1 pseudogene is annotated in these 787 nt (G+C 59.0%); it reads left to right on the forward strand.

Going from position 1 to position 787, the window contains the following annotated elements:
• Positions 1-31: 31 nt before the first annotated feature.
• Positions 32-787, forward strand: a pseudogene (locus A3730_RS12225) (hypothetical protein); the annotation flags it as partial.

Here is a 787-nt window from a genome sequence, read left to right on the forward strand (position 1 = left end):
GGCGGAGCCTGTCATTACGCGATTATTGTCTGTGACAACCGCAGAAGACGTGGCTGCGGGCAAGACTAACTACCCCACACCGCTTAGTACCCTGGTGGTCAAGATGGCGTTGGCCAACGCGGACAGCACAGACAGCGGTTTCGCGGGTGATGACAATGGCACGGTGAGCGCCGCTGAATGGACCGCCGCCCTGAAGCTGGCGAAAAGCAAGGTGCGCAGCCAGTTCGGCTTTGGCCTGCTGGACGACAGCGTGGACCTGCTGTCTTCCCCGCCGCTGATTACCAGCGATCAGGATGACCAGGAGAAGGTTGTAAAACTACGCACAGCGGTGGAGGCAGTGGCGGCGCTGATGGCCGACATGGCGGAGGCTGCCAAGACCGAGAACCCGAACAGCACCGAAACGGCGGACTCCATGTTCGCGGCCCTGTCCGAAGACCTCAACGATGGTCAGGTGGATGGGCAGAGCGAGGGTGAAGCCATTGCCACCTTTGCCAACATCGCGGATGTGGCAGCAAAGGTCACCCAGGATCCTTCTTCACTCACTATCCCCGGTTCCAACAAGACCGTATCCCAGGTAGCCAGTGTGGTGGCTGAAGAAACGGCAGATACCGGCGTGGACGCGGATACGTCTACTGCCGAGAACACCACCACGGTTATCGAGCCGGCAGAAACCGAAAGTGATATCGATCAGGATGGCATGCCGGACAGCAGTGATGATGATATTGATGGCGATGGCCTGCTCAATGAACAGGACAGTGCTCCCTATAATCCGGACCGCGACGGTGAT

The sequence above is a fragment of the Alcanivorax sp. HI0044 genome (assembly GCF_001634945.1).